This is a genomic window from Kitasatospora purpeofusca (assembly GCF_000718025.1).
In the GTDB taxonomy this organism is placed as follows: domain Bacteria; phylum Actinomycetota; class Actinomycetes; order Streptomycetales; family Streptomycetaceae; genus Kitasatospora; species Kitasatospora purpeofusca.
This window is the reverse complement of record NZ_JODS01000037.1, coordinates 24,964-46,345: the sequence shown is the minus strand read 5'-3', so window position 1 is coordinate 46,345 and position 21,382 is coordinate 24,964. Positions and strand designations below refer to the sequence as shown.

Below are 21,382 nucleotides of genomic sequence, written 5' to 3'. Positions count from 1 at the left end.
ACACATCGACCCCGGGGAACCCTGCGCACATGACCGCGATCTCGCTCGGTATTCCGTCTCTGCCGCTCAAGCCGCTCGCCAAGCGCCGGGTCTCCCGTCAGATCATGGTCGGCAACGTGCCGGTCGGCGGCGACGCGCCCGTCTCGGTGCAGTCCATGACCACCACGCTGACCTCGGACATCAACGCCACGCTGCAGCAGATCGCGGAGCTCACCGCGTCCGGCTGCCAGATCGTGCGGGTCGCCGTCCCGTCCCAGGACGACGCGGACGCGCTGCCGATCATCGCGAAGAAGTCGCAGATCCCGGTGATCGCCGACATCCACTTCCAGCCGAAGTACGTCTTCGCCGCGATCGACGCCGGCTGCGCCGCGGTCCGGGTCAACCCGGGCAACATCAAGGCCTTCGACGACAAGGTCGGCGAGATCGCCAAGGCCGCCAAGGGCGCCGGCGTGCCGATCCGGATCGGCGTCAACGCCGGCTCGCTCGACAAGCGCCTGCTGGAGAAGTACGGCCGGGCGACCCCCGAGGCGCTGGTCGAGTCCGCGCTCTGGGAGTGCTCGCTGTTCGAGGAGCACGACTTCCGCGACATCAAGATCTCGGTCAAGCACAACGACCCGGTCGTGATGATCAACGCCTACCGCCAGCTCGCCGCCGCCTGCGACTACCCGCTGCACCTCGGTGTCACCGAGGCCGGCCCCGCCTTCCAGGGCACCATCAAGTCCGCGGTCGCCTTCGGCGCGCTGCTGGCCGAGGGCATCGGCGACACCATCCGGGTCTCGCTGAGCGCCCCGCCGGCCGAGGAGATCAAGGTCGGCAACCAGATCCTGGAGTCGCTCGGCCTGCGCCAGCGCGGCCTGGAGATCGTCTCCTGCCCGTCCTGCGGCCGCGCCCAGGTGGACGTCTACAAGCTCGCCGAGGAGGTCACGGCCGGCCTGGAGGGCATGAACGTGCCGCTGCGCGTCGCGGTCATGGGCTGCGTCGTCAACGGCCCGGGCGAGGCCCGCGAGGCCGACCTCGGTGTTGCCTCCGGCAACGGCAAGGGCCAGATCTTCGTCAAGGGCGAGGTCATCAAGACCGTCCCCGAGTCCAAGATCGTGGAGACCCTGATCGAGGAGGCGTTCAAGATCGCCGAGCAGATGGAGTCGGAGGGCGTCGAGTCCGGCGCGCCGACCGTCACCGCCGGCGAGTGACCCACCCCGGTGCCGGGTAGGTCCGCGCTGTACTTCCGGAAGCGGGGCCGTCCGTTCGCGGACGGCCCCGCGGCCGTGTCCGGGTGGGGGCAGGGAGTAGGGTGCGGCCACAGTCGTCTCAGTAAGGTGCTGTCTCGATGCTCGATCGAGGTGTGATGCTCCCCAGCTCGTTCCAGGCCGCCCGCGCCCTGGCGACCACCCGCGTGCTGGAACCGCCGGACCTCGCCGACGCCCTCGCCGTGCTCCACCGCGACCCCGTCGCCAACGCCTTCGTGGCCACCCGGGTGGAGGCCGTCGGCCTCGACCCCTGGCGGCTCGGCGGCGAGATGTGGGGCTGGTACGACGAGCACGGCGAACTCGACGCGCTCTGCTACGCCGGGGCCAATCTCGTCCTGGTGGACGCCGGCCCGCAGGCCGTCCAGGCCTTCGCCGAACGCGCCCGCAGACAGGGGCGCCGCTGCTCCTCCATCGTGGGCCCGGCCGGTCCCACCTCGGCCCTGTGGGCGCTGCTGGAGCGCAGTTGGGGGCCCGCCCGTGAGGTCAGGGCGCACCAGCCGCTGCTCGCCACCACGGTGCCGTCCGCCGAGATCGCCCCGGACCCGCTGGTGCGGCGGGTGCGGCGGGACGAGGTCGACATCCTGATGCCGGCCTGCGTGGCGATGTTCACCGAGGAGGTCGGCGTCTCGCCGCTGGCCGGTGACGGCGGGCTGCTGTACCAGGCCCGGGTCGCCGAACTCGTCACCACCGGACGCTCGTTCGCCCGCTTCGGCGAGGACGGCGAGGTCGTGTTCAAGGCCGAGATCGGGGCCGTCACCGAGGGCGCCTGCCAGATCCAGGGGGTCTGGGTCGCGCCCGAGCACCGGGGCCAGGGGCTGTCCGAGACCGGGATGGCCGCGGTGCTGGAGGTCGCGCTGCGCGAGGTCGCGCCGGTGGTGTCGCTGTACGTCAACGACTACAACCTGCGGGCGCGGGCCTCCTATCGGCGAGTGGGGTTCCGCGAGGTCGGGGCGTTCATGAGCGTGCTGTTCTGAGGGCGGACCGGCCGCCGCCGGCCGGGTTGCCGGTGCGGGCCGCGCGGCGGGTGGCCGGGGGGTAACGTCCGGGGCATGGAACGGGTGACTGGGGTGATGTCTGGGTGACCGGGGTGACTGGGCCGGCCGGGGTGCGGATCGAGGCCATCGACCTCGCGGCATGGGCTCCGCAGGCGCTCGACGTCCAGGCGGTGGCCTTCGGGCTCACGCCCGAGGAGGTCATGGTCCGGCTCCACATCGTCGGACGGCACGCCCAGCAGCCCGGGGTGATCGCGCTCGGGGCGGTCAGCGGCGGCCGGCTGGTCGGCTTCGGCTACGGGATGCCGAACCGGCGCGACCACTGGTGGAGCACCGTGATCGAGCCCTATCTGGTCGCCCGGGGGTACGGGGCCTGGCTGGACGGCGTCTTCGCCGTCACCGAACTGCATGTGCTGCCGGAGTTCCAGGGGCGCGGCGTCGGCTCGGCGCTGATCCGGACCCTCACCGCGCGGTCGGGGGCGGACCGCAGCATCCTCTCCGCGATCGACGCCGAGACGCCGGCCCGGCGGCTCTACCGCTCGCTGGGCTACCGGGACCTCGCGCGGGCCGTGCACTTCCCGAACACCGAGCGGCGCTACGCGGTGATGGGCGCTCCGCTGCCGTTGCGCGGGGCGGGCGGCGCGGACGTGGTTCAGAGCGCGCCGGCGAACTCCAGGTAGAGCTCGGCGTCGGGGCGGCGGCCCGCGGCGAGGGCGGCGCCGGCGAGGTCCACGGCGCGGACCAGGGTCCAGCCGCGGAGGCGGTCGCGGTCCACCTCCAGGGCTTCGGCGAGCTGGTGCAGCCGACGGCGGACGGCGGCCGGGAGGCCGGGGGAGCCGACCAGGGTGTCGGCGCGGTCCAGGGTGAGGCGGGCCAGGTCGTAGGCGCGTTCGCCGACCAGCGGCCGGGGGCCGATCGCCAGCCAGGGCGCGCGGTCGGCGGCGAGCACATGGCCGTGGTGGAAGTCGCCGTGCAGCAGGAACTCCTCGGTCGCGGAGGCGGCGAGGTCGGCAGCGGCCTCCCGGGCCTCGGCGAGGAGGGGGCCGGCCTCGGCCGGGAGCTCCGGGGCGGTGGCGGCGGGCGCCGGGGCGGGCGGGCCGGGGAACGCGTGCCCCGGGGGGACGGGGGTCCAGAGCCGGTGCAGCAGGCTGGTGGCCTCCAGCATCGCCTTGGGCTCGGCGAGGGAGCGCAGCGGGATCTCGCCGTGCAGCCGCTCCAGGAGGAGGACGGTCGTCCCGGGGTCGGGGGCCGCCGTGTCCAGGAGCAGCACGGCGCCGCGGCCGGCCCAGGCGCTGAGGGCCTCGGCCTCGTGGGCGGTGCCGGGGGTGCGGAGGGAGACCTTGAGCACGGCCGGGGCGAGGTCGTCGTCGCGGTGGACGTAGGCGACCAGGGCGAGCGAGCCGCCGGGGTCCAGGACGCGGTCCAGGGTGAGGCGCAGTCGGGCGAGTTCGGCGGTGACGAGGGCGGGGAGGGCGGCCAGCCAGCGCTCCGCCTCCTCGGGGCGGACGGCGGTGACGTTGCGCGCGAGCCGCTCGGGGACGGTGATCTGCCCTGGTGCTGCTGCCGACATGCCGGCCTTTCGGTAGCGGTTCCCCCGTGGTGGTACGCCTCCATTGTCGGTGATGGGAGGGCCGGGGGCCGCTGGGGCGGAGCGCGGGCCGCGCTCCGTTACGGGGTGGGGGTACTCGTCCCGGCGGGGGTGTCGGCGATGCCGGGGAAGGCGGTGGGGGCGGCACCCCACTGGCGGGCGCGGAGCGCGGACTCGCGCAGGGCGTCGGCGGCCAGCGGCCGTTGGGGGGTGGGGACGGCGGCGACCAGGTCGGCGTAGACGCCGGTCAGCCGGGTCTCCAGGTGGGCGGCGAGGCGGCCGGCGGAGGCCGCGTCGGTGACCGGGAAGGGCAGCTGGTAGCCGGCGGCCGCGGGGTCGGGGGTGGCGCCGGCGCCGGAGAGGAGGCGCTGCCAGGCGTCGCGGCGGGCCTGGTGGGCGGCCAGGGCGGTGCGGGCCGCGGTGCGCTGCCCGTCGTCGGTGACGCGGGCGCCGACCACGCCGTAGCCGTAGACGGCGGCGTGCTCGGCGCCGAGGGCGTCCTGGAACGGGGCGGTCGTGCCGCCTGCGGAGGCGGTCGTGGACGCGCTGGTGGAGGCGGACGGCGAGGCGGACGGTGCCGGGGCGGCGGCAGCGGCCGGGGCGGCGTCACCGAGGGCCACGGCGTGCAGGACGCCGGCCGCGGAGACCGAGGCCAGCAGGCGGGCCAGCGGCGGGGAGGCGGCGCCCAGGTCGGCCAGCCGGGCCTGGGCGGTCTGGCGTTCGAGGGAGGCCAGCGCGGCGGTGGTGGGCACGGTGGCGGCCGTGGTGGAGGCGGTGGCACCGGGGGTGCTGCCGGACGCGGTGATGCCCGACGCGGTGGCGCCGGGGGTGCCGGTGCCGGTGGAGGGCGTCGGCGTCGGGGTGGCGGTGTCCAGGGCCGCGCGGTGGCGGACGACGTCCTCGCGCAGCGGCTGCAGCTGGGGAGCCTGCGGGAGCAGGGCGTCGTAGGCGGCCAGCAGGGCGTCGGTGGCGTCCAGGGCGCGGCGGCGGACCGGCTCGTCGGGGTCGGGGCGGCTGTGGTCGCCGGCCGGGCGGCCCGGGTCCTGGTGGGGCGAGTCGGTGCAGGCGGTCAGCGCTCCGCCGGTGAGGAGCAGCCCGAGGGCCAGGAAGGTCCGGCGGCTGGGCGGCTGCATGGGTGTCACTCCGGGGCGGGTACGGGAGGACGGCCTGCCCTCGCTGGCGTGAATGATTACAGAATCCTCACCTGTGCGGGCGTGGATTGCCCTCCCGGCGGGCGCGAGCGGCCCGTGTGAGCTTGCTCGCACCGGGCCGGGAGGGGCTGGCGCTGCCGGGGGCGGAATCGGTGGTTGGGCGGTTCACCGGCTAGGCTTTGGGCCGAGCTGCCGCGACCCGGCCGCGCGCCGGAACGGCGCCGGTGGGTGCGGTGCGACCTTCCGACAACAGCAGACGCGGCCGAGGAGTCCACCCGGATGAGCACCACCCACATCGACCGGCTGCGTGCGTTGCTGGAGCCGCTGGCCGCGCAGTCGGGCCTGGACCTGGAGGACGTCAAGGTCACCCAGGCGGGCAGCCGCCGCCAGGTGCAGATCGACGTGGACGCCGACGGCGGCGTGGACCTGGACACCGTTGCCGAGTTCAGCCGGCTGGTCGGCGAGGCCCTGGACGAGTCGGACGTGATGGGTTCCGGCGCGTACGTGCTGGAGGTCGGATCACCGGGTGCGGAGCGTCCGCTGGACCTTCCCCGGCACTGGATCCGCGCCGAGGGCCGGCTGGCCAAGATCCACCTGGTCGACGGCGGGGAGATCGTCGCCCGGGTGCTGGCGGCCGACGAGGACGGCGCGCTGGTCGAGGTGCAGCCGGTCAAGGGCCGCGGACGGGCCAAGGAGCGCCGGCTGGAGTACGCCGAGGTCGACCGTGCTCGCGTCCAGGTGGAGTTCAACCGCAAGGACGACGAGCAGCTCGACGAGCTGCTCGAAGAGGGGGACGACGGTGCGGAGTGACGACCTGCGCACCGACCGCACCATGAAGAACGTGACGAAAGACGAGGAGGCGTAGCCGTGGACATCGACATGAGTGCCCTGCGCACGCTGGTCAGCGAGAAGAACATCCCCTTCGGCCTCGTGGTCGAGTCGATCGAGTCGGCCCTCCTCACCGCGTACCACCGCACCGAGGGCTCGCGCCGCCGCGCCCGGGTCGAGCTGGACCGCCAGTCCGGCCACGTGACGGTCTGGGCCACCGAGGACGCGTCGGAGCTGGACGAGGGCGTCGAGCCGAAGGAGTTCGACGACACCCCGAGCGGCTTCGGCCGGATCGCCTCCAGCATCGGCATGCAGGTCATGATGCAGCGGCTGCGCGACGCCGCCGACGACCAGACCTTCGGCGAGTACGCGGGCAAGGAGGGCGACATCGTCACCGGTGTCGTCCAGCAGGGCAACGACCCGAAGAACGTGCTGGTCGACATCGGCAAGCTGGAGGCCATCCTGCCGCCGCAGGAGCAGGTCCCGGGGGAGGACTACCGCCACGGCACCCGGCTGAAGTGCTACGTCGTGGCCGTGCGCCGGGGTGTCCGCGGGGCGTCGGTGACGCTGTCGCGCACCCACCCCAACCTGGTCCGCAAGCTGTTCGCGCTGGAGGTCCCGGAGATCGCGGACGGCAGCGTCGAGATCGCCGCGATCGCCCGCGAGGCCGGCCACCGGACGAAGATCGCGGTCTGGTCGCGCCGCCAGGGCCTGAACGCCAAGGGCGCCTGCATCGGCCCGATGGGTGCCCGGGTGCGCGCGGTGATGGGCGAGCTGCACGGCGAGAAGATCGACATCGTCGACTGGTCGGAGGACCCGCGCGAGATGGTCGCCGCGGCGCTGTCCCCCGCGCGGGTGACGAGTGTGGAGATCGTCGACCTGGCGCAGCGCTCCGCACGGGTGATCGTGCCGGACTACCAGCTGTCGCTGGCGATCGGCAAGGAGGGGCAGAACGCCCGCCTGGCCGCCCGTCTGACCGGCTGGCGGATCGACATCCGACCGGACACCGAGGGCGCCGAGCCGGAGTCCCCGGCCGAGTAGTCGTTGTTGTCGGAGCCCCCCGCCGTTCCCCCCGGAACCGGCGGGGCGGCGCCATGTCCCTTCGGAGGGGTAGACTTGCCTTCGTCTGGCCGGACGCATGTCCGAGCACGCCCGGAACGCACCTGCGTGGGCTGCCGCAAGCGCGCGGCCAAGCACCAGCTGTTGCGTGTCACGGCGGTCGAGGGCGTCTGCGTCCCTGATCCACGTGGCGCACTGCCGGGCCGGGGAGCGCATCTGCACCCTGAACCGGCCTGTCTCGACCTCGCGGTCCGCCGACGGGCGTTCCCCCGGGCCTTCCGGCTCCAGGGCGCGCTCGACACCGAGCGGCTCCGCGGGTTCATCGAGGTGCGGGTGAGCGACAGCTCCCCGTGACAGCGCGCCGCTCGCGCGGCGGAGAACCACCGCAACAAGCACGGCGCACGGGCAGCCGTACGTCGTGCCACCAGTCAGGTACCTCGCGATGTGGAAGTAGGTCGAGATTGCGATGAGCACTCGATGAGTACGCGATGAGTACGCGATGGGTACGCCCATGAAGTAGCGACAGTCCGGCGGACGAGACCCCCGGACTCATGAACAGGAGTGAAGTGGCTAAGGTCCGGGTTTACGAGCTCGCCAAGGAGCTTGGTTTGGAGAGCAAGGCCGTGATGGCCAAGCTCACCGAGCTGGGCGAGTTCGTCCGTTCGGCGTCCTCGACGATCGAGGCGCCGGTCGTGCGCAAGTTGACTGACGCGCTTGGCGTTGCCCCCACCGGTGGTGGCTCTGCTGCCAAGCCGGGCCCGCGGAAGCCCGCGGCGCCCCAGCCCTCGGCCGGTTCGGCCGCGGGCGCACCCAAGCCGGGTGCTCCGACCCCGGGTCCGCGCCCCAGCGCGACCCCCGGTCCCCGTCCGACCCCTGCGGCCGCCGCCCCCGCGGCTCCGGCCGCGCCCGCCGCCGCCCCCGCGTCCCGGCCGGCCGGTGCTCCGGCACCGGGCCCGCGTCCGGCGCCGCGTCCCGCGGCTGCGGCCCCGGCCGCTCCGGCGGCCGAGTTCTCCTCGCCGGCCCCCGTGTCCGGTGAGACCGAGGCTCCGCGCCCGGCCGCCCAGGCCCCGCGCTCCACCGGCGGCCCCGCCGCCGGTGCTCCCGCCGCCGGCAGCGGCGCCCGTCCGGGCCCGCGTCCGGCCGGTCCGCGTCCGGGCAACAACCCGTTCACCTCGGGCAGCGCCACCGGTATGGCCCGCCCCGGCGACCGTCGTCCCGGCGCGCCGGGCGCGCGTCCGGGTGCTCCGGCCGGCCAGGGCGGCGACCGTCCCCGTCCGGGTGGCGACCGTCCGCGTCCGGGTGGTCAGGGTGCTCCGGGTGCCGGTGCTCCCCGTCCGGGTGGCGACCGTCCCCGTCCCGGTGGCGACCGTCCGCGTCCGGGTGGTCAGGGTGCTCCGGGTGCCGGTGCTCCCCGTCCGGGTGGCGACCGTCCCCGTCCCGGCGGCCAGGGCGCCCCGGGCGCCGGTGGCCCCGGTGCCGGTGCTCCGCGTCCCGACGGCATGCCCCGTCCGGCCGGCCCGCGTCCGACCCCGTCGGGCATGCCGCGTCCGAACCCGGGCATGATGCCGCAGCGTCCGGCCGGTCCGGGCCCGCGTCCCGGCCCCGGTGGCCGTGGTCCGGGTGGCCCCGGTGGCCGTCCGGGTGGTCCGGGTGCCGGTGGCGCCCGTCCGGGCTTCCAGGGCCGTCCGGCCGGTCCGGGCTCGCGTCCGGCCGGTGGCGGCTTCGGCGGCCCCCGTCCCGGTGGCGGTGCCCCGGGTGGCGGCGGTGGCTTCGGTCCGCGTCCGGGTGGCTTCGGCGGCCGTCCCGGTGGCCCGGGTGCCCGTGGTGGCACGCAGGGTGCCTTCGGCCGCGGCCCCGGTGGCCGTCCGGCCCGTGGTCGCAAGTCGAAGCGGGCGAAGCGCCAGGAGTACGAGGCCATGCAGGCCCCGTCCGTCGGCGGTGTGATGCTGCCTCGCGGCAACGGCCAGACCGTTCGCCTGTCGAGCGGCGCCTCGCTGATGGACTTCGCGGAGAAGATCAACGCCAACCCGGCCGCGCTCGTCTCCGTCATGTTCAACCTCGGTGAGATGGTCACCGCGACGCAGTCGGTCTCCGACGCGACGCTGCAGCTGCTGGCCGACGAGATGGGCTTCCAGCTCGAGATCGTCAGCCGGGACGACGAGGACCGCGAGCTGCTGGAGTCGTTCGACATCGACTTCGGCGCCAACGAGGGCGACGAGGACCAGCTGGCCCCGCGCCCGCCGGTCGTCACCGTCATGGGTCACGTCGACCACGGTAAGACCCGCCTGCTGGACGCCATCCGCAAGTCCAACGTGGTGGCCGGCGAGGCCGGTGGCATCACCCAGCACATCGGTGCGTACCAGGTGGTCACCGAGGTGAACGGCGAGCAGCGCCCGATCACCTTCCTCGACACCCCGGGTCACGAGGCGTTCTCCGCCATGCGTGCCCGTGGTGCCAAGTCCACCGACATCGCGATCCTGGTGGTCGCGGCCAACGACGGTGTCATGCCGCAGACGGTCGAGGCGCTCAACCACGCCAAGGCCGCGGGTGTGCCGATCGTGGTCGCCGTCAACAAGATCGACGTCGAGGGCGCCGACCCGACCAAGGTCCGCGGTCAGCTGACCGAGTTCGGTCTGGTGGCCGAGGAGTACGGCGGCGACACCATGTTCGTCGACATCTCCGCGCGCCAGGGCCTCAACATCGAGCAGCTGCTGGAGGCCGTGGTCCTGACCGCGGACGCCTCGCTCGACCTGCGGGCCAACCCCGAGCAGGACGCGCAGGGTATCGCCATCGAGGCCCACCTCGACAAGGGCCGCGGTGCCATGGCGACCGTCCTCGTGCAGCGCGGTACCCTCCGCGTCGGCGACTCGATCGTGGTCGGCGACGCCTACGGCCGCGTCCGCGCGATGCTGGACGAGAACGGCAACAGCCTCGCCGAGGCCGGCCCGTCCCGTCCGGTGCTGCTGCTCGGTCTGACCTCGGTGCCCCGCGCCGGCGACAGCTTCATCGTCGTCGACGAGGACCGCACCGCCCGCCAGATCGCCGAGAAGCGCTCGGCCCGCGACCGCAACGCCGCCTTCGCGCAGCGTCGGGTCCGGGTGTCCCTGGAGGACCTGGACAAGGCCATCGCCGCCGGCTCCATCGAGCAGCTCAACCTCATCATCAAGGGTGACGTCTCCGGTTCGGTGGAAGCCCTCGAGGACGCCCTCGTCAAGCTGGACGTGGGCGAGGAGGTCGAGCTCCGGGTCCTGCACCGCGGTGTGGGTGCCATCACCGAGTCCGACGTGGACCTGGCGATGGGCTCGGACGCCATCATCATCGGCTTCAACGTGCGCGCCGAAGGCCGTGCGCGCGCTGCTGCCGACAAGGAAGGCGTGGACGTCCGGTACTACTCGGTCATCTACCAGGCGATCGAGGAGATCGAGAACGCCCTCAAGGGCAAGCTCAAGCCGGAGTACGAGGAGGTGCGCCTCGGCGCCGCGGAGATCCGCGAGGTCTTCCGCTCCTCCAAGTTCGGCAACATCGCCGGTGTCCTGGTCCGCGACGGCATCATCCGCCGCAACACCAAGGCCCGCCTGCTGCGCGACGGCAAGGTCGTGGCGGAGAGCCTCACCATCGAGGGTCTGCGTCGCTTCAAGGACGACGCGACCGAGGTCCGCGAGGGCTTCGAGGCCGGTGTGACCCTGGGTTCGTTCAACGACATCAAGGTCGACGACATCATCGAGACCTACGAGATGCGCGAGAAGCCGCGCGCGTAAGCGGGTGGCTGCCGGGGCCGGTCGACGGGTGGTATTTCCGTCGACCGGCCCCGGTCCTGCTGTGTAGGGTCCGGGGAGCGGTCCCGTTCGGGAACCGCTCCCCGAGGCCTTCCAGGTCGGCTCTGACCTGTCACACATGTTCGTGGGAACACTCACCTTCGACCTCCTGCTGGGCGACGTCCACTCGCTCAAGGAGAAGCGGTCGATCGTGCGGCCCATCGTGGCCGAACTGCAGCGCAAGTACAGCGTGTGCGCTGCCGAGACCGGGAACCAGGATCTGCACCGCCGGGCCGAGATCGGCCTCGCGGTGGTGTCCGGCGAAGCCGGGTACGTCACCGAGATCCTGGACAGCTGTGAGCGGTTGGTCGCCGGCCGCCCCGAGGTTCAGCTGCTCTCCGCCAGGAGGCGCTACCACAACGACGACGACGAATGAGAACTGTGGAAGCGGACGGCGCGAGTCGCCGTTCTCACACAGATCAGGACCGAGAGCGCCCACAAGGCTGGGCGCGGGCCGGTACTTTGGGGCAGGGGCCCCGATGGGCGAGCAGCACGCCCGAGTACCCGGCCCACTGCACGAGGAGGCAACGTGACCGACACCGCAAGGGCGCGCAAGCTCGCCGACCGCATCCAGGTGGTCGTCGCCCAGACCCTGGAGCGCCGGATCAAGGACCCGCGACTCGGGTTCGTGACCATCACGGACGCCCGGGTGACCGGTGACCTTCGCGAGGCCACCGTCTTCTACACGGTCTTCGGCGACGACACCGAGCGTGAGGCCACGGCCGCCGCGCTGGAGAGCGCCAAGGGCGTGCTCCGCTCCGAGGTCGGCAAGCAGACCGGGGTGCGCTTCACCCCGACGCTGACCTTCGTCGCGGACGCCCTGCCGGAGAACGCCAGGAACATCGACGACCTGCTCGACCGGGCCAGGGCCATCGACGCCGCGGTGCGCACCACCGCCGCGGGCGCGGCCTTCGCCGGCGACGCGGACCCGTACAAGGTTCCGGCGTCCGAGCGTGACGACGAGGACGAGTAGTCATGGCGGGTGAGCCGGCGGCGGCCGGTTCGGCAGCCGGTACCGGTTCGACCACGGGGGCATCCTCCACCGACATGGTGGAGGGTGCCCTCGCGGTGCTTCCGGGGCCGCGCGCCGAGGAGAGCGGATTCGAGCTGCTGTGGCAGCAGGTGGTCGCCGAGATCGGCCGGGCCCGCTCGATCGACCTGATCTGCCACATCTGCCCGGACGGCGACGCGCTCGGCTCCGCGCTGGCGGCCGGGCTGGCCCTGAAGGGCCTCGGCAAGGAGGTCCGGGTCTCGTTCGGCGACGATCCGCAGATCGTCCCCGAGTCGCTGGCCTTCCTGCCCGGCCAGGAGCTGATCGTGCCGGCCTCGGCGGTGCCCGACACCCCCGAGCTGGTGCTCTGCTTCGACGTCGCCGCGGAGAGCCGGCTGGGCCTGCTGCACGACAAGGCCTTCGCGGCCCCGGTGCTGGTCGTCCTCGACCACCACGCCTCCAACCCCGGCTTCGGCACCCACCAGCTGATCGACCCGGATGCCCCGGCGACTGCCGTGCTGGTGGACGAACTGCTGCGCCGGCTGGGCGTCGAACTGGACCAGCCGCTGGCCACCTGCCTGTACACCGGTGTCGCGACCGACACCGGCTCGTTCCGGTACCGGGCGACCACGCCCGCCACCCACGAGCTGGCCGGGCGGCTGCTGGCCACCGGCATCCGGCACGACCTCATCTCGCGGCAGCTGTGGGACACCTCCTCCTTCGGCTACCTCAAGGTGCTGGCCGGCGCGCTCGACCGGGCCGTCTACGAGCCGGACGCGGCGGAGGGCCTCGGCCTGGTGTGGACCTGGGTGCCGTACCAGGAGCTGGTGCTGTTCAGCGTGACCGTCGAGGAGATCGAGGGTCTGATCGACATCCTGCGCCGCCCGGCCGAGGCCGAGGTGGCGCTGGTGCTCAAGCAGGACCCGGACGGCACCCTGCGCGGCTCCTCCCGCTCCAAGGGCGCGGTGGACGTCGCGGCCGCCTGCGCCGAGCTGGGCGGCGGCGGCCATGTCTACGCGGCGGGGTTCTCCGCCCGGGAGGACGTCGAGGTGGTGGTGCGGCGGTTCCGCGCCGCGCTGCGGGCCCGCCGGGACTGATCCGCGCGGGACCCCCGCCAGCCGTGCTGCGTGGTCGGCGGGGCCGTGCGGTCGGTAGGTTGGCAGCCTGTGGTTGATCGTTTGTACAGGGCTTTGACAGAGAGAACTTGATGAAGCGCAAAGGCACCGGTCCGGACGGCCTGGTCATCGTCGACAAGCCGGAGGGCATCACCTCGCACGGGGTGGTCGCGAAGCTGCGGTGGCTGGCCGGGACGCGGAAGGTCGGCCACGCCGGCACCCTCGACCCGATGGCCACCGGCGTACTGGTGATCGGGGTCGAGCGGGCCACCCGGCTGCTCGGCCATCTGATGCTCACCGCCAAGACCTACGAGGCGACCGTCCGGCTCGGCCAGACCACCGTCACCGACGACCGGGAGGGCGAGGTCACCGCCTCGACCCCGGCCGACGGGGTGACCGGGGAGGCCATCGCCGCCGGCGTCGCGGCGCTCACCGGCGAGATCATGCAGGTCCCGTCCAAGGTCAGCGCGATCAAGATCGACGGCAAACGCTCCTACGCCCGGGTGCGCGAGGGCGAGGACTTCGAGCTGGCCGCCCGGCCGACCACCGTCCACCGCTTCACGGTGCACGAGCGGCGCGCCGCGGTCGCGGAGGACGGCACGCCGGTGGTCGACCTGGACGTCACCGTGGAGTGCTCCTCCGGCACCTACATCCGGGCGCTGGCCCGGGACCTCGGCGCCGGGCTCGGCGTCGGCGGGCACCTCACCGCGCTGCGGCGCACCAAGGTCGGGCCGTACGGGGTGGAGTCCGCGCACACCCTGGAGCAGTTGGAGGCCTCGGTGACCGGCGAGGCGGCCACCGGGCTTGAGGTGCTGCCGATCGCCGCTGCGGCGGCGGCCGCCTTCCCGCGCTGGGACCTCGACGCCGACCAGGCGAAGCAGCTGTCCCACGGCGCCCGGCTGAAGGCCCCGGGGATGGGCGTCGACGGGCCGATCGCGGTGTTCGGGCCAGACGGCACCTTCCTGGCGCTGGTGGAGGAGCAGGCCGGCCAGGCCCGGCCGGTCGCCGTCTTCGTCGGCTGAACCGGGGCTGAACCGGGCCGCGCGGGGCTCCACGGGGTTCTGTCGGGGGGAAGTTCACCCGCGCGGGGGAGCGCACGAGGTGAACCGCGGTCGTGAACGGCGCGGGCGCGGTCCGTCCGCGCCCACGCCGGGCAGGCTCCCCGGCGGCGCGCAGGTCGCCGCGACGCGTCCACTCCAGGGCCGGCCGGTCCTGCGGGGAGGGCTGCGGGTATGCCGGGACTGCTGGGCTTCAGGGGCTTGCCGGGGGAGGACGACGGCACGGCGGCGGGCGACCCCGGCCGTCGGCTGCTGCGGATCCACGACCGGGACGGACGGCCGCGGGGGCTGGGCTTCGTGCTCGACCCGCTGGGCACCGTTCTCACCGCGCACGAGACGGTCGCCGGCCTCGACGGCATCGTCCTGCACCTCTTCGGGGGACAGACCAGGGTGCTGGGCCCGGACCACGTCCGGCCGCTGCCCGGGCAGGGGCTGGCCCTGCTGCGCACCGACGCCGTCGGCGGGCTGCCCGTGCCGCCACTGCCCGTCGCCCCGCCGCCGGCGGCCGGGGACGGCGGAGTGCTGCTGGTGCCCGTCCCGGTCCGGGGCGAGGGGCGCGCGGACGGGCGGACGGTACTGCTGCGCTGCGGCCTCGCGGCGACCACCGGCGCGGTGTACCCGCAGGCCGACCGCTTCCACCTGATCGACGGTGTGCTGCTGCTCGACGTGCCCTCGGCGGCCGACGCGGCGGTCGTCCCGGCCGGGGCGCCGGTGCTGGACGCCGCCAGTGGCACGGTGGTGGCCGTGGTCGCGCCCGGCCTGCGGACCCCGGGCCGGCCGGGGCCGCCCACCGCCGTTCCGGTGACCGCCGTCGGAGTGGACGTGCCGGAACTCGCCGAGGCGCTGGCGCGCAACGCGGCCGGGGTGCCCGCCTACGGCAGCGCGCTCAACCTGGCCGGGGTGCTGCGGCTGGCCGCCGCCCAGCTGGCCGCGGCGGGGGCCGGACCGGACCGGGTCGCCGCGCTGGCGGCCGACCGGGTGGACCGGCCGGACGGGCTCGCGGAGTGGGCCGACCTCCTGGTGGACGACGGCCCCTGCGGCGATCCCCCCGGCGGTGACGGCCCCGGCGGGGCCGGGGTGGTGGCCCTGGTGGGGGCGGCCGGTACGGGCCGCAGCACCGAGGCGGCGGCCGTCGCCGTACGCCGCGGGGACGGCGAGCGCCCCCGGCCCACGGTGTGGCTGCGCGGCGCGGACCTCGGGCCGGGGGACGCCTCGCTCGCCGACGCGGTGGAGCGCGCCCTGGGGTCGGCCTCGGCGGAGCTGGGGGTGCCGGCGCCGGCCGGCCCGGGGGCGGTGGCCGCGCTCTGCGCGGCGGCCGGGCGGCCGCTGCTGGTGGTGCTGGACGGCCCGGAGGAGTCGCCGGTGCCGCTGGACGCGGACTGGCTGCGGGCCTCGGCGTACTGGCTGGCGGCGGGCGGGGCCCGGCTGCTGACCGCCTGCGGGGAGGAGGCCTGGGAGCGGCTGGCGCCGGGCGGGGCCGAGGGCGAGTTCCTGGTGCCGGTCGGAGTCCCGCTCGGAGCGCCGCGCGGGGCGTCCGTAGGAGCGCCGGCCGACGGGGCGGGGCACGGCGCGGGCGCCGTCCGGGTGGTGGTGCGGCGCCTGGGGCCGCTGCCCGCCGAGGCGGCGGAGCGGGTGCGGCGGCGGTACGGGGTGCCGCCCGGCTGGCCGGCGGCGGAGGACGCTCGGCACCCGCTGGCGGTCCGGCTGGCCGGGCAGCTGTGGGCGGAGGGGGTGCGCGGGGAGCCGGTGGGCCGCACCGGGCTGTTCGCCGCCCATCTCGACCTGTGCTGCCTGCGGGTGGCCCAGCGGCTCGCCGAGGACGGCCGCCCCCGGCGGCCGGGTGCCCACCGGCGGGGCGCCCTGCGGCCCGCCGGGGTGTCCGCCGGGCGGGTGCGCCGGACGGCGGCGGCGGTGGCCGGCCGGGTGCACGAGGCGGCGCGGCGGATGCTGGGCGCCGAGCAGGGCGCCCTGGCGCGGGCCGTGTTCGAGGAGCTGTTCCCGGTGGCGGGCGGCTGGGCGACGGCGGTGCTGGCGGAGGGGCTGTTCGTACCGGCCGGTTCCGGCTACCGCTTCGCGCACGGGGAGTTCGCCGACTGGCTGCAGGGCCTGCACCTGGACCTGGACGCGGCGCTGCGGCTGCTGCTCGGCGAGGCCGAGGACACTCCCCCCGGGCCCGGCGGGGGGCCGCCCGCGGGGATCCGGACCGTGCCGCGGCACCGGATCGGCCCGGTGGTCGCCGCGCTGCGGCGGGTCGGCTCCACCTGGGGCGCCCCGGCGCTGGATCCGTGGCTGCACCGGATCTGGCGGGCCGTGGACCTGCGCCCCGCCGGCAGTGAACCCGGCTGGTGGGCCGGGCGGTTGCTGGTCGCCGGTCTGACCGCCGGCCCCGACCTCGCCGAACACCGGCCGCTGCTGGAGCAGTTGGCCGAAAGGATCGTCGAACGTGCGGCCGCCGCAGGCGGGTTCGAGCGGCTTCCGGCAGAGGGTCTGGGCCGGTTCGGGCCGTCCTTCTGGGCCGGTCTCGGGCTGCCGCCGGAGGCCGAACTCGGCCTGCTCCGGAAGCTGGTGGCCGCCGACGGGCCGGACCGGCCGTTCCTCGCCGCGGTGGCCGGCCGGCTGCGCGCCGATCCGCCGGGGGTGCTGCCGCTGCTCTGCGGGTGGTTCGACGACCCGCGCGGTCTGCCGGCCCGCCCCGGGAGCACCGTCGCCGACCTCGCGCACGACCTGCTGTTCGCCCACCGGTCCCTGGCCCTCGACGAGTTGACCGAGGTGCTGGCCGGAGCCGCGCACCCCGGGGCGGACGCGCTGCTCGCCGTACTGGCGGTCGAGGAGCCCTCGGCGCTCTGCCGGGCGGTCGACCGCTGGAGCCACGACCCCCGGCCCGAACGCCATGTGGCCGCCGCGGTGCACGCGCTGCACACCGCCCCGTACGCCCGCGGCGCCGGGCCGGAGCTGCTGCGGTTCACCGCGCTGACCCTGCTGGCCCGGGAGGACGAGCCGGCCCTGCACGGCGCCGCGCTGGCCCTGCTGCTGCGGGAGCCGGGGAGCCGGGCCGTCCATCTGCCGGCGGCGCTGGCCGTGTACCGGGGCGGCGAGGACCGCTTCCTGACCGCGCGGGCGCTGGCCCCGGCGCTGGAGAGCGACCCGGAGCCGGTGCTGGCCGCGCTGGCCGACCGCCTGGGCGGGCCCGGGGCGGCGGCGCGGCCGGGCGCCCCGGTGGCCGGGACGCTGCGGGTGCTGGCGGACGCCCGGGCGCCGCTGGCCGCCCGGCGGGGTGCCGAGTTCGCCGCCCGGCTGCTGCGCGAGCGGCCGGAACTGGCCGGGCCGGTCGCCGTCGACTACCTGGGCCGTCGGCTGGCGCGCGGCGCTGTCGAGGGTGCCGTCGCCCGGCTGGAGCTGCGGGTGCTGCTGAGCGGCGCCCTGGCGGCCCGCGCGGCGGCGGTCCGCCGGCCGTTCGCCGAGGTGCTGTCCCGACCGGTGCCCGACCCGGTGGCGGACGCGCTGCGCTGCGAGCTGCTGGACACCCTGCTGGCCACCGAGGGGGACCCGGAGGTGCTGGCTGCCGCCCTCGCCGGGCTGGCCGAGCACTGCGCGGCGGAGCGGCCGGCCCGGGCCCGGGCGGTGGTGGTCCGGGCGGCGGCCGCGCTGCCGGGCGCGGACGGGCTGCTGGTGCGCTGCGCCGGCCGGTCGGCGGCGTTCGCCGCGCTGCTGGCGCGCTGGCCGGAGGACGAGCGGCCGGCCCGTCCGGTGGGGCCGCGGCTGGACCGGCTGCGCGCCCTGGTCGCGGCCGGTCGGGACCCGCAGTACGCGGCGGCGGAGGCCGAGCGGGCCGGCGGTACCGGGGCCGTCCGGCCGCCGGGCGGGGGAGCCCGGCACCCGGCGGTTCGGCCAACCTGCCTTCCGGTGCCGAACTCCGGACAGGCGCATGGCACGCTATAGGGGTTCGGGTTTTGAGCGTTTGAGCGTACAGAAGGTACGCGCCGTAGGGAACAAGGAGCGGTCAGGTGCAGCGCTGGCGTGGCCTGGAGGAGATCCCCGCTGACTGGGGACGCAGCGTCGTCACCATCGGCTCGTTCGACGGGGTGCACCGCGGACACCAGCTGATCATCAACCGGGTGGTCGAGCGCGCCCGCGAGCGGGGGGTGCGCTCGGTGGTGGTCACCTTCGACCCGCACCCCAGCGAGGTGGTCCGCCCGGGGACCCACCCGCCGCTGCTCGCCCCGCAGCCGCGCCGGGCGGAGCTGATCGAGGAGCTGGGCGTCGACGCCGTGCTGGTGCTGCCGTTCACCACCGAGTTCTCCAAGGAGTCGCCGGAGGAGTTCTTCCGGCAGGTGCTGGTGGACGCGCTGCACGCCTGCCTGGTGGTCGAGGGGCCGAACTTCCGCTTCGGCCACCGCGCGGCCGGGAACGTCGAGCTGCTGGCCGAGCTGGGCCGGGCGGCGGACTGCGGCGTCGAGGTGGTCGACCTCCAGGTGCGCGGCACCGTCGGGGACGGCGAGCCGTTCTCGTCGACCCTGACCCGCCGACTGGTGGCGTCCGGCGACGTGGCCGGGGCGGCGGAGGTGCTGGGCCGCCCGCACCGGGTGGAGGGCGAGGTGGTGCGGGGCGCGCAGCGCGGCCGTGAGATGGGCTACCCGACCGCCAACGTGGACACCGTGCCGCACAGCGCCGTCCCGGCCGACGGCGTGTACGCGGGCTGGCTGATCGCCGGACGGCCTGGGACCCTCCTGCCCGAGGGCGGGCAAGGAGGGAGGATGCCGGCCGCCATCTCGGTGGGCACCAACCCGACCTTCGACAACACCGCGCGCACCGTCGAGGCGTACGCCATCGACCGGGTCGGCCTGGACCTCTACGGGCTGCACGTGGCGGTGGAGTTCCTGGTGTACCTGCGCGGGATGGAGAAGTTCGACTCCATCGAGGCGCTGCTGGACCGGATGGCCGACGACGTGAAGCGGGCCCGGGAGCTGACCGAGGCCGGCTGACGGAGGCCGGCCGCCGCGCCGGAGAGCGTGCCGGAGCGCGCGAGGGCCCGCCGACCACGGAGGTCGGCGGGCCCTCGGCGTTCGTCGCTACTGCTGACGGCTACGGCCGGCCGCTACTGCGGCGGCGCGGGCGGCGGCGGGTAGCCGTAACCGGGCGGGGGCGGCTGGTGGCCCTCCTCCGGCTGGGGGTGGCCGTAGCCGCCGCCGGCCGGAGGGGCGGGCGGCTGCTGCCACTCGGGCGCCGGCGGCTGCGACGGGGCGCTCTGCTGCGGCGGGTAGCCGTAGCCCGGCGGGGGCGGCGGGACCTGCCCGGGCTGCGGCGCCCACGGCGTGCCGGGCGCGGGCTGCGGGGCGTGCGGCTGGCCGGGCTGCGGCGGCTGGGGGTACGGGTACGGCTGGCCGTACGGGGGCTGTCCCTGCGGTCCGGGCTGCGGCTGCGGGTAGCCCGGCGCCGGGGGCTGCGGCTGGGCGGGCTGCGGCTGGACCTGCTGCTGCCAGCCGTTCTGCTGGGCGGCCTGCTGGGCCCGGACGATGTCCTCGCCGACCAGGGTGGCCAGCTCGAAGTAGGACTCGCGGACCTTGGGCCGCATCATGTCCAGGTTGACCTCGGCGCCGGCCGCCAGGCTCTCGTCGAACGGCACCACGACCACGCCGCGGCAGCGGGTCTGGAAGTGCGCCACGATGTCCTCGACCTTGATCATCTTCGCGGTCTCGCGGACCCCGGAGACCACCGTGATCGACCGCTGCACCAGGTCGGCGTAGCCGTGCGCGGAGAGCCAGTCCAGGGTGGTGGAGGCCGAGGAGGCACCGTCCACGCTGGGCGTGGAGACGATGATCAGCTGATCGGCGAGGTCCAGCACCCCGCGCATCGCGCTGTACAGCAGACCCGTCCCGGAGTCGGTCAGGATGATCGGGTACTGGCGGCCCAGCACGTCGATGACCTGGCGGTAGTCCGAGTCGTTGAAGGTGGTCGACACGGCCGGGTCGACGTCGTTCGCCAGGATCTCCAGACCGGAGTGGAGGTCCTGGGAGGTGAACTGACGGATGTCCATGTAGCTGCGCAGGTGCGGGATGGCCGTCACCAGATCGCGGATGGTCGCGCCGGTCTGCCGCTTCACCCGGCGGCCGAGCGTGCCGGCGTCCGGGTTGGCGTCGATCGCGATCACCTTGTCCTGGCGCTCGCTGGCCAGGGTGGCGCCCAGGGCGGTGGTGGTCGTGGTCTTGCCGACGCCGCCCTTGAGGCTGATCACCGCGATCCGGTAGCAGCTGAGCACCGGCGTGCGGATGATCTCCAGCCGGCGGGCCTTCTCGGCGGCCGCGGCCTTGCCGCCGAACTGGAACCGCGGCTGCTGCCGCTGCTGCTTCGGCTGGCTGCGCAGCAGCCGGTCCGAGGACAGCTCGACGGCGGCGGTGTAACCGAGCGGCGCGCCGTGCGCGGTCTGCTGCGGGGCACCGGCCTGCTGGAACGCGGCGGGCGCGGCCGGCGGCTGGCCCCACTGCGGGGCGTTCGGCTGGGGCTGCGCGGGCTGCTGGTAGGCGGCGGGCTGCGGCCAGCCGCCCGCGCGCGGGTCGGCGCCGGCGGGCGGCGCGGCCGGTCCGGGCTGCGGCTGCTGGGGCTGGGCCTGCTGCGGGACGGCCTGCTGCGGCTGACCGGCCTGGGGCTGGGGCTGGCCGGGCTGGCCCTGGGCCTGCTGGGCGGCCGCCCACGCGGCGGCCTGCGGGTCCTGCGCGAAGGGCTGCTGCTCCGGCGTGAACGGCTGCTGCTCCGGTGCGAAGGCCTGCGGCTCCTGGGCGAACGGCTGGGGATGGCCCGGCGCCGCGGCGAAGGGCTGCTGCGGCGCGGCCGGGTACGGCTGGGGTGCCGGGGCGGCGGCCGGCGGCTGGGCGGGGCCGGGCTGCGCGGCGGCGGACGGGTCGGCCGGCGGCCAGCCGGGCATGGGGGCCGGGGCGGGCGCGGGGGCCGGTGCCGGGGCGGGCGCGGCCGGGGCGGTCGGCGGCACCGCGAAGGGCTCGGCGGGCACACCCTGGACCGGCGCCGGTGCCGGAGCCGCCGCCGGGACGGCGGCCCCGCCCGGCTGCGGCTGCGTCTGCGGCTGCGGATAGGTCGCGGGCTGCACCGGAGGCTGGGCCTGGGACGGAGCGAGGGGCTGCGCCGGCGGCTGGGCCGCGACCGGCGGCGCCACGGCCTCCGGCGCGGGCGCGACGACGGGCACCGGTGCGGGCGCAGGTACGGGCGCCGGCGCAGCAACGGGCGCGGCCGCAGCCGCTGGGACCGGCGCGGCCGCCGGAGCGGACGCCCCGTCCGGAGCCGGCGTCACGCCGCCGCCCGGCGCGGCCGCCGGAGCACCCGCGGCATCCGTCTGCACGTACCAGGACGGGGGAGTGTAATCGGGCGCGTCGGACCAGTCGTCGTCGTCCTCCGCCGCGTTGTCGCCGACGTAGACGCCGTCCCGATCGCTGCTCACCTAGGGCTCCCTCGTGTTCGCCGCCGCAAGTTCGCGGTGCCGTTGCCGTCCCACAGCCTAGGCCGTGAGCCACCCCCGGCTGAAGGCGGTG

Annotated in this window: 16 protein-coding genes; 13 read left to right on the top strand and 3 right to left on the bottom strand. The window is 75.5% G+C overall.

Annotated elements, in window-relative coordinates; all coding sequences use genetic code 11:
- Positions 1-29: 29 nt before the first annotated feature.
- The 3 genes from ispG to IF01_RS0135445 all read left to right on the top strand — a co-directional run bounded on the left by ispG (position 30) and on the right by IF01_RS0135445 (position 2,919).
- The gene (gene ispG, locus IF01_RS0135455; protein WP_030397739.1) at positions 30-1,190 is read left to right on the top strand and encodes a flavodoxin-dependent (E)-4-hydroxy-3-methylbut-2-enyl-diphosphate synthase; all 1,161 of its coding nucleotides are present in this window, start codon (positions 30-32) and stop codon (positions 1,188-1,190) included.
- A 155-nt stretch (positions 1,191-1,345) separates the two neighbouring features.
- On the top strand, positions 1,346-2,221 hold the full coding sequence (locus IF01_RS0135450) for a GNAT family N-acetyltransferase (protein WP_051741699.1): 876 nt from the start codon (positions 1,346-1,348) through the stop codon (positions 2,219-2,221).
- 104 nt (positions 2,222-2,325) lie between these two features.
- Positions 2,326-2,919, top strand: a complete 594-nt coding sequence (locus IF01_RS0135445; RefSeq protein ID WP_051741697.1) for a GNAT family N-acetyltransferase — start codon at positions 2,326-2,328, stop codon at positions 2,917-2,919.
- On the opposite strand, the gene IF01_RS0135440 is transcribed toward IF01_RS0135445, so the two are convergent.
- Entirely contained in the window at positions 2,892-3,809 is a 918-nt protein-coding gene (locus tag IF01_RS0135440; protein ID WP_030397736.1) for an aminoglycoside phosphotransferase family protein, read from the bottom strand. The genes IF01_RS0135445 and IF01_RS0135440 overlap by 28 nt on opposite strands.
- Positions 3,810-3,907: 98 nt before the next feature.
- The gene (locus IF01_RS51645) at positions 3,908-4,447 is read right to left on the bottom strand and encodes a ferritin-like domain-containing protein (RefSeq protein ID WP_078880586.1); all 540 of its coding nucleotides are present in this window, start codon (positions 4,445-4,447) and stop codon (positions 3,908-3,910) included.
- Between the two features lie 810 nt (positions 4,448-5,257).
- Here IF01_RS51645 and rimP point away from each other — a divergent pair.
- The 10 genes from rimP to IF01_RS0135380 all read left to right on the top strand — a co-directional run bounded on the left by rimP (position 5,258) and on the right by IF01_RS0135380 (position 18,826).
- Complete coding sequence (rimP, locus tag IF01_RS0135430; RefSeq protein ID WP_030397734.1) at positions 5,258-5,788, top strand: ribosome maturation factor RimP; 531 nt, start codon at positions 5,258-5,260, stop codon at positions 5,786-5,788.
- 57 nt (positions 5,789-5,845) lie between these two features.
- Entirely contained in the window at positions 5,846-6,847 is a 1,002-nt protein-coding gene (gene nusA, locus IF01_RS0135425; protein ID WP_030397733.1) for a transcription termination factor NusA, read from the top strand.
- Between the two features lie 126 nt (positions 6,848-6,973).
- Complete coding sequence (locus tag IF01_RS0135420; RefSeq protein ID WP_030397732.1) at positions 6,974-7,219, top strand: DUF448 domain-containing protein; 246 nt, start codon at positions 6,974-6,976, stop codon at positions 7,217-7,219.
- A gap of 212 nt (positions 7,220-7,431) precedes the next feature.
- A complete protein-coding gene (gene infB / locus IF01_RS46305; protein WP_078880582.1) occupies positions 7,432-10,623 on the top strand; it encodes a translation initiation factor IF-2 in 3,192 nt (1,063 codons plus the stop codon).
- 136 nt (positions 10,624-10,759) lie between these two features.
- Complete coding sequence (locus tag IF01_RS0135405; protein ID WP_030397729.1) at positions 10,760-11,056, top strand: DUF503 domain-containing protein; 297 nt, start codon at positions 10,760-10,762, stop codon at positions 11,054-11,056.
- Positions 11,057-11,209: 153 nt separating this feature from the next.
- Complete coding sequence (rbfA, locus tag IF01_RS0135400; RefSeq protein WP_030397728.1) at positions 11,210-11,653, top strand: 30S ribosome-binding factor RbfA; 444 nt, start codon at positions 11,210-11,212, stop codon at positions 11,651-11,653.
- Between the two features lie 2 nt (positions 11,654-11,655).
- Positions 11,656-12,768: a DHH family phosphoesterase gene (locus tag IF01_RS0135395; RefSeq protein WP_078880581.1), complete on the top strand. Its 1,113-nt coding sequence runs from the start codon at positions 11,656-11,658 to the stop codon at positions 12,766-12,768.
- A 110-nt stretch (positions 12,769-12,878) separates the two neighbouring features.
- Entirely contained in the window at positions 12,879-13,808 is a 930-nt protein-coding gene (gene truB, locus IF01_RS0135390; protein WP_030397726.1) for a tRNA pseudouridine(55) synthase TruB, read from the top strand.
- Positions 13,809-14,018: 210 nt separating this feature from the next.
- The gene (locus IF01_RS0135385) at positions 14,019-17,783 is read left to right on the top strand and encodes a hypothetical protein (protein WP_051756843.1); all 3,765 of its coding nucleotides are present in this window, start codon (positions 14,019-14,021) and stop codon (positions 17,781-17,783) included.
- 65 nt (positions 17,784-17,848) lie between these two features.
- On the top strand, positions 17,849-18,826 hold the full coding sequence (locus tag IF01_RS0135380; RefSeq protein ID WP_030397724.1) for a bifunctional riboflavin kinase/FAD synthetase: 978 nt from the start codon (positions 17,849-17,851) through the stop codon (positions 18,824-18,826).
- A gap of 113 nt (positions 18,827-18,939) precedes the next feature.
- Here IF01_RS0135380 and IF01_RS0135375 read toward each other — a convergent pair whose 3' ends face one another.
- Positions 18,940-21,291, bottom strand: a complete 2,352-nt coding sequence (locus IF01_RS0135375) for a MinD/ParA family ATP-binding protein (protein WP_030397723.1) — start codon at positions 21,289-21,291, stop codon at positions 18,940-18,942.
- Positions 21,292-21,382: the final 91 nt, after the last annotated feature.

Excerpts from the sequence above, each read along its gene's own strand:
- ispG (WP_030397739.1), top strand. The coding sequence starts at position 30 with ATGACCGCGATCTCGCTCGGTATTCCGTCTCTGCCGCTCAAGCCGCTC.
- IF01_RS0135450 (WP_051741699.1), top strand. The coding sequence starts at position 1,346 with ATGCTCCCCAGCTCGTTCCAGGCCGCCCGCGCCCTGGCGACCACCCGC.
- IF01_RS0135440 (WP_030397736.1), bottom strand. The coding sequence starts at position 3,809 with ATGTCGGCAGCAGCACCAGGGCAGATCACCGTCCCCGAGCGGCTCGCG.
- rimP (WP_030397734.1), top strand. The coding sequence starts at position 5,258 with ATGAGCACCACCCACATCGACCGGCTGCGTGCGTTGCTGGAGCCGCTG.
- IF01_RS0135405 (WP_030397729.1), top strand. The coding sequence starts at position 10,760 with ATGTTCGTGGGAACACTCACCTTCGACCTCCTGCTGGGCGACGTCCAC.
- IF01_RS0135395 (WP_078880581.1), top strand. The coding sequence starts at position 11,656 with ATGGCGGGTGAGCCGGCGGCGGCCGGTTCGGCAGCCGGTACCGGTTCG.
- truB (WP_030397726.1), top strand. The coding sequence starts at position 12,879 with ATGAAGCGCAAAGGCACCGGTCCGGACGGCCTGGTCATCGTCGACAAG.
- IF01_RS0135385 (WP_051756843.1), top strand. The coding sequence starts at position 14,019 with ATGCCGGGACTGCTGGGCTTCAGGGGCTTGCCGGGGGAGGACGACGGC.